Genomic DNA, 9,230 nt, shown 5'->3' with positions numbered 1-9,230 from the left:
CATCACCTTCATTGCCTGCGTCTCTTGATTCATTCGCATTGCGCCGATCTGGGCCGCGAAAGTGGAAGCGGACCGACCGGCAAGTAGTATCGCGGGAATGAGGACGCCGAACTCGCGGAGGACGGATATGCCAACCAGTTCGACGACCAGTTCCGATGCACCCAATGTCTTGAGCAGATCGCTTCCTATGAGAGCCACCACTGCGCCGATAAAGAATGTCATGATCGCTATGAGTGGCAGCGCATCGAAGCCGGCCTTCTGAATTGACGACGCCAGTGCGATCAATCGCATCCTTTTGGGATGTGCAAGAGATTTCATGAGCGCCACCTCAAGTTGGCCGAGAAATCGAGCGCTTGCGCCGATTTCCTGGACAGCTCGATAAACTTTTTGGCCAAGACGCACGTGAAATGGGGGAGTTTTGATTGGCGGGACATCGCGGTCGGCCATGGCCGAGCCCACCAGCGCGAACAGATCAGCAAGATTGGCGGGCAGGTCTGCGGTAAATGCCGCATTGGGTGCGAGAGTCAGGATGGCGAGCGCGCCTGCGCTGTCTATCCTTCCCAGGTTTCCGAAGTCGCTTGAGAAGGAGAGGTTCGAGGGACTCAGAACATGCCCGGAAAGGCCTGCGATCGACATCGCTGTCCAGTCACCTTCAACGACCAACGTTGAAATGCCATCTCCTTCGCGAACGAAGATGTTCGGTGCTGTGCGCGCATTCATCGCAGCAAGTCTCCAACCGGTGTCGGGAGAGCGGATCGCCCGTGGCAACTCCCTCTCCCATAACCCGTCATCGAGCGGATCATGCCAGCAAGCGGGACCACTGACCCCACACATTTAACCATGCCGATCCACACATCGCGCCTTGCCTCAATGACATTATGTAAACGTCACCGTAGCGTTATATCAGGTCGCTTGCAAGGAGTATGCTGCGCACAAATCGGCCGACAGATCGTTTGAATAAGCACAGGATACTCTTGCTAAGGTTAGAAAAATTGTCAGTTGAAATCCCTATGAGATTCTTTCTGAACCGATATCGCACCTTAGAGTTCATATTAACGACACTCGTAGGTGACATTAAATCTTTGCTTGCACTTGCCATCCCAGGCCGAGTGATTTTTGCAGGGCGATCCATGACAGCGTGAGCGCCGCCTTTCCCCGGACGAGGTCGGTTGCCGCCTGCTGCTGTTTGCGAAGCGTGCGATTTAGGTCGGCGCGCGAGATCACTCCGCCGGCAAATCGTTGTCGATCAAGATCGGCTGCGCCATCTGCCTGGGACTTGATCTGCGCGAACGCCACCAGGGCAGAGCGCTGCTGGCTAAAGCGCGACAACGCGCGCTCGGCGTCCTGAAGTGCAGAAAGCACCGTCTTTCGATAGTTGGCAACTGCCTCGGCACGGACGGCGCTCGCCTGATCGACCGAGGCATCGACCCTTCCGAAATCGAGGAAGTTCCACTGCAACTGTGGAATGGCGAGAATTGACGGATTGCTCACATCAAAGAGATCGTCTGGCGACGTTCCGCCAAGTCCCAAGATTCCCATGAATGACAGCTTCGGAAATCGTGCAGCCTCCGCAACACCGATCCGAGCCGTTGCTGCCGCCAGGCTGCGTTCGGCCGCGCGGATGTCGGGCCGACGTGCGACAAGGTTGGAGGGGTCGCCCACGGCGACCTGTTCCGGCGGGAGGGGAACATCGAAGATCTGTTTCAGCGCTTCGTCCGTTGTCCCTGGGATCTGTCCAGCTAGAATGGCAAGCGCATCGAGCAATACCGCCGTGTCAGCTTCGGCCTCGGCGAGCTGAGACTTGAGCAGCTCGAGCTCGGCATTTGCATTGCCGAGAGGGAACAGGGGCAACACGCCTTGCTGATACCGTTGATAGGTTAGCGAGAGGGTTTGCTGCTGCAACTCGCACTCGGTTCGGTACGCTTTGGCTCGAAACTGGGCCTCGCGCAGGTTGACATAGGCATTGGCAACTTCGGCGGTCAGCTGGACCTTGGCATCCTCCACATTGGCAACCGCTGCCGCGGCCTGAGCGTTGCCGGCCTCGATCCGTCGCTGCGTTCCTCCTGCGAAATCCAGCTCCCAGTTAGCGTTGAGCCCGAGATTGTAGACACTGAGGCTATCATCCGCCTGTCCCTGCGGACTAACAGGCGCGCTCGCCGAAGGCGGGGCACTGTTCTGAATATCAAGGCCCGGCAAGCGGCCCTGAATAGCCGTCGCCTGGGTTCCAAGCGTCGGAAATCTTCCGGCCTTCTCCTGTCTCACGGATGCCCGCGCCTGCGCAATCCGCGCTTGCGCAGCCTGAAGCGAAGGATTGTCCGATAACGCAGCCTCGATAAGCCTGGTCAATTCCGGATCGTTCAAAAGGAGCCACCACTCTGCCAGCTCGGGCTCGGTATCGATGATGTTACCGCCGGCACGGACAAAGCCGTCATTTCGGTTCGCCGAGAATACTTCTGGAGGCCCGGCGTAGTCTGGGCCCGCAACACAACCGGCCAGCAGAAACGAGGCGAGAAGCGATATTACAGATTTTCTTATCATGTCAGGCTCAGTGCATCGAAAGGGAAACATTCTTGGGAAGCGGCTTCAAAAAGATGACCAAAGGAACGGTCATCAAGGTCAGGACGCCCATCACCAAGAATACATCATTGTAGGTCATTACGAACGCGTCCCGCTGGATGGTCCGGCCTAGCATCGACATGGCACCCTCCATCCCGCCGAAGCTTTTCGCGAGTTCATCAAGATAAATCTGGAGTGAAGCACTGTTGGCATTCAGCGTCTCTTCCATGCGCCGGCTATGGTGCCAGATCCGCTGGTCCTGAAACGAAGCCAGTCCGGCCAAAGCGAAAGATCCTCCGAGATTTCGAGCGGCGTTAAAAATACCGGAGGCATCGCCAGCATCTGTCTTTGCCACCGAGGCTACGGTAGCCTGGTTCAGGAACATCATGGCCAGAATCATGCCAACACCCCGAATAAGCTGGCTTTCGATGAATACGGCGCCCCCAGATTCCGCGGTGAGGCTTATGCTGACGAAACAGCTGGCCGCCATCAGAAGCATTCCGACACCGACGGCAATGCGAATGTGGAGTCTGCGGATCATGAAGGGCAGGATCGGCATAAGCACAAAAGCCGGAATACCCATCCAAAATATAACGAGCCCGGTTTGAAAAGCGTTATAATCGGATATGATCGCAAGAAATTGGGGAATGACGTAGGTCGAACCATACATGACCATTCCCAGGGCGAGAGCCATCACCGCAACGCTTCCGAATTGGCGATTGAGAAGGAGGCGGAGTTTCAGGACGGGCTTCGACGCGTTCAGCTGCCCGTATATGAGTGAAGCGAAACCGATAACGGCAATGAGTGCCAGCCAGCGAATAAGAGCGGATTCAAACCATTCCTCGCGATGCCCCTCCTCAAGCAACACAGTCAAAGCGCCCAACCCCAGAATCAGGCCGGCAATGCCCGCCCAATCAGCATCGGTCAGATACTCCCACTTCGGCTCTTCGTGAGGAAGCCCGACGAATAGCAGCAGCAGCAGTACGGCGCAGATTGGAACATTGACAAAGAAGGCATAGTGCCAGCTCAAATTTTCGGTCAGCCAGCCACCGATCAGCGGCCCCATGACCGGACCCAGAATCACTGTCATGCCGAACAGCGCCATGCCGATCGGCTGTTGATGGGGCGGCAATCTTTTCGCCACGATGGTCATCGCAGTTGGTATCAGCGCACCACCCATGAAACCCTGACCCGTGCGACCGATGATCATGGTCGTGAGGTCGGTCGCCATACCGCAAAGAATTGAGAAGCCGGTGAACGCGGAAACCGCAATGATGAGCAGGTTTCGCAGTCCAAAAAGGCGTTCAAGCCAGGCGCTAAGCGGAATTACCACAATTTCGGCAACGAGAAATGCGGTGGCAATCCAAGTGCCCTCGGTGCCGCTGGCTCCGATTTCGCCCTGGATCACCGGAAGCGCGGAATTGACGATAGAGATATCGAGTGTTGCGAGCATGGCGCCAAGTGCACCCGCTGCGACCGCTATCCACGCGGTGATATCGGCATTCCGCCTTTCTGCAGTCGGAGTACCAGAGGCGCTGTTCGATGCCAACTCGGCGGTCATTTGTCGGTACTCGAGATCTCTTTCAGCTCTCCGGCAGCGTTTCGCGTGTCGACAACTGCCACAACCGACATGCCCGGGACGAGCAGACGACGCACTTTGGGCGAGGCTATTATCGCGATACGAACCGTTATCCGCTGAACAATCTTGGTGAAATTCCCTGTGGCGTTTTCGGGCGGCAGGATCGAAAATTCTGCTCCGGTTCCGGGCGAGATGCTCTCAACGCGTCCAGCAATCTCAAAGTCGGGAAGAGCATCGACCTCGAGCCTGACCGGTTGCCCCGCCCGCAAAAGGCCGACCTGCGTCTCCTTGAAATTAGCGATGACGTAGATTTCGTTTACCGGAACCACCGTCATCAATCGCTGACCGGGCTGAACGAATTGGCCGACCCTTACTGTTAGATCGCCAACGCGACCTCCCTTGCTGGCTCGCAGCAGAGTCGATGTGACATCTAGGTCGGCCGCTTCCAGCTGCGCGCGGGCCGCGTCAGCTTGGGCTTCGGTCTGGTCGATCTGTTTGAACAAGGTGGCCCTCCGACCGTTGGCAGCAGAGACTGCTGCCTGGGCAGCAACAAAGTCGGCGTGCGCTTGCTGCGCCTGTGTCTCATATTGTTGAAGCTTTTCTCGCGGCTCCGCACCGGTCGCGGCAAGGGGGCGATACCTCGCTACCTGCTCATTGGCGAGGTCGAGCGCCGCGCGCTTGGCGGCGAGTTGGGCCCGCGCCTGCCGAATCGCTGAGTCCTGTTCGGTTACTTGCGAGCGGATTGTGTCGGCGCCGGCCAGCGTCGCCGCAATTTGCGCACGCGCCTGTTGCGCCTGGGCTCTATAATCTCGCACATCCAGTTGCACGAGCGCCTCGCCGGGACTGACCCGCCCGTTCTCAGAGACGAGCACCGCGTCCACGTATCCGGCCACTTTTGATGAAACCACAACGCTGTCGGCCGCGACATAGGCGTTGTCGGTCGACTGCATGTACTGCCCATAGGTGACATGCCTGTAATACCACCAACCACCTGCAATCAGCGCAGCAGTGATGGCTATGATGAGGATGAGGCGAAATTTGGGTTGCGATTTCAGGCTGGATGCGGGCGCGCGATCCTGTTCCCGCTCATTTGGTTCGTCGGTCATCTGCCTCTTTCGAAGGATTTTGGACATGTGCTAAGTCGCTTCATGGCGTGGCGTAGACCGTTCCATCCGGTTAGTAAAATCGTTTAGTAATTTGCGTTTTGGCATTCCCACGAAACGGACTAGGCAGCGGTATGAACGCAAATCTCGACACAATGCCGCCACGGCTTCGCGAAGGCGCCCTCACCGACGACGACCGTATGCTATATTTGATGGACGAGATTAGTCGGGGGGCGAGGCGCGCTTATGACGCACGGATTGCCAAGATTGGCCTCAATCAGACGCAGTGGCGCATCATCGGACAACTTCTCCGCGAACCATCGTTGACGCAGGCCGGAATTGCCAAGCGACTAGAGTTGGAATCCGCCACGATCGGTCAAGCCGTCGCTGGCCTTTGTGGGAAAGGATTGATGGAAAGGCGACGAGCCAAAACGGACGGCCGGGCATGGCAGCTCATCCTGACCCAGGAGCTCGACAGGTTGTTGCCCCAACTGAGAGAATCCGCGGACGGGCTGCATAGGGTCCTATGGCGGAACGCCACGCGCGACGAAAAACGGACGTTGCTGGACATTCTTGTGCGGATTGCGTCGAATCTCGATCAGAGCCGGACCGATGCGGAATAGGACATATGCCTGGGTTCCGAGATAAACCGATAGGAGACATCGCACGCGCCGCCGAGATAGGACAGATTCTTGTCCGGCACGGCGCCAAAAGCCTGGCGGGCGCTCTCGGAGTCATTCCGCATCCGGCCAAGTCAATCGATCCAGGTGAATTGCGGCCGGCGGCGGTCGTCGCACTCCTGCGCGACATTGGTCCGGTCGGAATAAAGCTTGGACAGCTGCTGGCGACGCGCAGCGATCTGTTTTCCAGGTCCTGGATTGCTGCCTTCGCGACGCTCCACGATCAGGTTTCTCCGGTGCCATTCGAAGAAATCGAGCCCATCCTTGCCGCAAGCTGGGGAGCTGACTGGCGAGGGGAATTCACCCAATTCGATGAACAACCACTGGCTTCGGCTTCGGTAGCGCAGACCTACTCTGCTTCGCTGCTCGACGGCGCCGACGTTATCATAAAGGTGCGGCGTCCGGGCACTGCTGCGCGAATGGAGGCCGATGTGCGGCTCCTGACGCGCCTCGCCGCCGTTGCCGAGGATCGATCCCCTGAAATCGCCCGCTATCGCCCCGTAGAGTTCCTGCGAACCTTTGGCAGAAATCTTGCCTGGGAAATGGATCTGGCAGCAGAAGCTCGTGCATGCGAGCGTATCGGTGGCTATCTTGATACGCTTGGGATCAAGACTCCAACAATTCATTGGGAACTGACGGGGATACGGGTCAACGTCCAGGAGCGGCTGTATGGAACGCCCGCGTCTGCGATCGAGGCCGAATCGACCGACCCACGCGTGGCGGCGTTCGCGAGACAATATGCGAATGCAGTCCTGCGCATGATCATTCTGAATGGCGAATTTCATGGCGATCCGCATCCAGGCAATGTTTTCCTTATCGGGGAACAGGATGTGGGCTTTATCGACTTCGGATCGGTCGGCACTCTCACAAAGGCGAGGCGCGAGGAACTGGTACGACTTGTCATGGCTATAGCCGACGAAGACACAGCAGACGTCGCGAACGTGTTGCTCGAATGGGCTGGAGATCCGAAAGTTGACCGTGATGGGCTCACCCAGAATTTGGACCAGCTGATCGGTGAGTTCAGGGGAACGGTCCTTTCGGGGATTGAGTTCTCGCATATTTTCAGCCGCGTGTTCGATCTCCTGCGAGACTATCAGCTCGCACTTCCGCCTGATCTGGCGATCCTTCTTCGAACATTGCTCACGGCGGAAGGGTTTGCGCGTTCCTTTGCGCCTGACTATAATATCGGGGAGGAAACACGCCCCATCATGTTGGAGCTGTTCGCAGAAAGATTCTCCCTTGGCAGGAATCGCGCCAATTTAAAAAAAGTTCGCCGACAACTCCTCGCCCTAGCGGCGATCATGCCTGACCTTCTCGATAACGCCGCCGCTATAGCCAAGTCCGGGCATGTGCCTGTCCAGATTGATCCGGCAAGTTTTGAGAAGCTCGCAGCCATTCGCCGCGCGAGCCAGCCTGTCAAAGGTCCTGTGGCGGCCGCACTTATCGTCTCCGCGGCGCTGCTTGCGAATCAATCCTGGGTGCTTGCAAGTGTTGCAGTGGCTCTTGCCGGGTTGGTTCTTCTGCGCAAATGGCGATAAGATCGTTGCTCAGCTTGAACGGGCCAGCGTCCAATATCAGGCCAACTGAGAACTGGAGTTTATGATGACACTGCAGAAGCCAGTCGATCCGGTCCCCGCAGCCACCATGCTGTTGCTTCGCGACGAGCCGGAGTTCCAGGTGCTGATGGTCAAGCGGCATCACCAGATCGATTTTGCATCCGGCGCGCTGGTCTTTCCCGGTGGAAAGCCTTCTGCTGCCGATGAAGCGCCTGAATGGGCCGATTATTGCAGGGGCTGGAAAACGCTAGATCCTACGCAGCGCACCCTTCGGATTGCCGCGATTCGTGAAGCCTTTGAGGAAGCAGGCATCCTGCTGGCCGATCATCGCGACGGTAGCGAGTTCGAGGATATTTGCGATCTTGAAAGCCGCAAAGCCGTCGAGCGAGGCGAGCGCGAATTTTTCGACATTGTGCGCGAGGCCGATGTGCAACTGCGCCTTGATCGCCTGAGCGAGTTCGCGCGGTGGATCACGCCCAGCTTTATGCAAAAGCGCTTCGACACTCATTTCTTCGTCGTTCGCGCCCCAGAGCGCCAGATCGCAGCATGTGATGGATATGAAACCGTTGATGCGGAATGGCTTTCGCCAAGCAAAGCCCTGAAACTGGGTGTCAGCGGTGAACGAACGATCATCTTTCCCACGCGATTGAACCTGCAACTGCTAGCCGAAGCTGCGAGCGCAGACGATTGCGTCGCGCGGGCCAAGGCTCGCGAAATCGTGCCGGTCCTTCCAGAAGTCATCCAGCGAGACGGCAAGAACATCCTCACTATCCCCGCCGACGTGGGATACGGCACAGCCTTCGAAGTTATCAGCTGAGATAGAAGCAAGCAAGCGGGGGCAAACTCTTACGATCCGTAGCCGGGTAACTGGGGGAATGGCTTGTTTTATCCCAGTATTTCTTGTCGCATAGTCTAGGGTCAGGACTCATTGATCAGAGCCAGAAGATGACGGTTGCGGCGAGTGCGACGGCGGAGAAGAAGGCCTTCGGGCAGCGATCGTAGCGTGTTGCGACCCGCCTCCAGTCTTTGAGGCGGCCGAACATGATCTCGATGCGGTTACGGCGTTTGTAGCGGCGTTTGTCGTACTTTACGGTCGTGTTCCGGATTTTTCAGCCCGGGATGCAGGGCGTGATACCCTTCTCCTGCAGGGCGTCGCGGAACCAGTCGGCATCATAGCCTCGGTCGGCCAGCATCCATTGCGCGTTGGGCAGACTGTCGAGCAAAGCGGCCGCGCCAGTGTAGTCGCTGACCGGTCCGGCGGTCAGGAAGAAGCTGATTGGACGACCATTCGCATCACTCACGGCATGAAGCTTGGTGTTCATGCCGCCTTTCGTCCGGCCGATCAGGCGTCCTGGACCCCCTTTTTTACCCGCAGGCTCGACGCCGTGCGGTGCGCTTTAAGATAGGTCGCGTCGATCATGATCGTCTTGCGCTCGGGAGCCTGAGGTGTCGCCAGGCCTTCCATCATGCGGATGAAGATGCCTTTGTCGCTCCACCGCTTCCAGCGATTGTAGAGCGTCTTCGCCGGGCCGTATTCCCTCGGCGCATCGCGCCACCTCAGCCCATTGCGGTTGACGAAGATGATCCCGCTCAAAACGCGCCGATCATCAACGCGCTCGCGGCCATGGCTCTTGGGAAAATAGGGCTGAAGCCGAGCCATCTGCTCGTCCGTCAGCCAGAATAAATCGCTCAAATTCAGGCTCCTTCGCAGCCGCCTGAATCACAGCCATCACCGCAAATCAATGGGTCCTGACCC

The 9,230-nt window shown here is 57.7% G+C and carries 7 protein-coding genes and 1 pseudogene; 3 read left to right on the top strand and 5 right to left on the bottom strand.

Going from position 1 to position 9,230, the window contains the following annotated elements:
* The 4 genes from QOL79_RS19445 to QOL79_RS19430 form a co-directional block, all read right to left on the bottom strand.
* Nucleotides 1–720, bottom strand: a 720-nt coding sequence (locus QOL79_RS19445) for an MlaE family ABC transporter permease (RefSeq protein WP_283420416.1), incomplete at its 3' end; no start/stop codon positions are given.
* A gap of 354 nt (nucleotides 721–1,074) precedes the next feature.
* Complete coding sequence (locus tag QOL79_RS19440; protein WP_039575413.1) at nucleotides 1,075–2,538, bottom strand: efflux transporter outer membrane subunit; 1,464 nt, start codon at nucleotides 2,536–2,538, stop codon at nucleotides 1,075–1,077.
* Nucleotides 2,539–2,545: 7 nt separating this feature from the next.
* A complete protein-coding gene (locus tag QOL79_RS19435; RefSeq protein WP_095385529.1) occupies nucleotides 2,546–4,117 on the bottom strand; it encodes an MDR family MFS transporter in 1,572 nt (523 codons plus the stop codon).
* A complete protein-coding gene (locus QOL79_RS19430; RefSeq protein WP_054590305.1) occupies nucleotides 4,114–5,241 on the bottom strand; it encodes an HlyD family secretion protein in 1,128 nt (375 codons plus the stop codon). Before QOL79_RS19430 ends, QOL79_RS19435 begins: the two co-directional genes overlap by 4 nt.
* Before the next feature lie 131 nt (nucleotides 5,242–5,372).
* On the opposite strand from QOL79_RS19430, the gene QOL79_RS19425 reads away from it, so the two are divergent.
* From QOL79_RS19425 to QOL79_RS19415, 3 genes are all read left to right on the top strand, one after another.
* Nucleotides 5,373–5,861 carry a MarR family winged helix-turn-helix transcriptional regulator gene (locus QOL79_RS19425; protein ID WP_052208277.1) on the top strand — a complete coding sequence of 163 codons (489 nt, stop codon included), beginning with the start codon at nucleotides 5,373–5,375 and terminating at the stop codon, nucleotides 5,859–5,861.
* 5 nt (nucleotides 5,862–5,866) lie between these two features.
* Nucleotides 5,867–7,456: an ABC1 kinase family protein gene (locus QOL79_RS19420; protein ID WP_039575416.1), complete on the top strand. Its 1,590-nt coding sequence runs from the start codon at nucleotides 5,867–5,869 to the stop codon at nucleotides 7,454–7,456.
* A 61-nt stretch (nucleotides 7,457–7,517) separates the two neighbouring features.
* The gene (locus QOL79_RS19415; protein ID WP_082819772.1) at nucleotides 7,518–8,291 is read left to right on the top strand and encodes an NUDIX hydrolase; all 774 of its coding nucleotides are present in this window, start codon (nucleotides 7,518–7,520) and stop codon (nucleotides 8,289–8,291) included.
* Between the two features lie 115 nt (nucleotides 8,292–8,406).
* Here the strand turns inward: QOL79_RS19415 and QOL79_RS19410 are convergent.
* Nucleotides 8,407–9,167: pseudogene (locus QOL79_RS19410) on the bottom strand (IS5 family transposase).
* Nucleotides 9,168–9,230: the final 63 nt, after the last annotated feature.

The organism is Sphingopyxis sp. Geo48, from assembly GCF_949769155.1.
Classification (GTDB): domain Bacteria; phylum Pseudomonadota; class Alphaproteobacteria; order Sphingomonadales; family Sphingomonadaceae; genus Sphingopyxis.
Note: the sequence above shows the minus strand (reverse complement) of the source record. Positions and strands in the feature narration are given on the sequence as shown.

Excerpts from the sequence above, each read along its gene's own strand:
- QOL79_RS19440 (WP_039575413.1), bottom strand. The coding sequence starts at position 2,538 with ATGATAAGAAAATCTGTAATATCGCTTCTCGCCTCGTTTCTGCTGGCC.
- QOL79_RS19435 (WP_095385529.1), bottom strand. The coding sequence starts at position 4,117 with ATGACCGCCGAGTTGGCATCGAACAGCGCCTCTGGTACTCCGACTGCA.
- QOL79_RS19430 (WP_054590305.1), bottom strand. The coding sequence starts at position 5,241 with ATGACCGACGAACCAAATGAGCGGGAACAGGATCGCGCGCCCGCATCC.
- QOL79_RS19425 (WP_052208277.1), top strand. The coding sequence starts at position 5,373 with ATGAACGCAAATCTCGACACAATGCCGCCACGGCTTCGCGAAGGCGCC.
- QOL79_RS19420 (WP_039575416.1), top strand. The coding sequence starts at position 5,867 with ATGCCTGGGTTCCGAGATAAACCGATAGGAGACATCGCACGCGCCGCC.
- QOL79_RS19415 (WP_082819772.1), top strand. The coding sequence starts at position 7,518 with ATGATGACACTGCAGAAGCCAGTCGATCCGGTCCCCGCAGCCACCATG.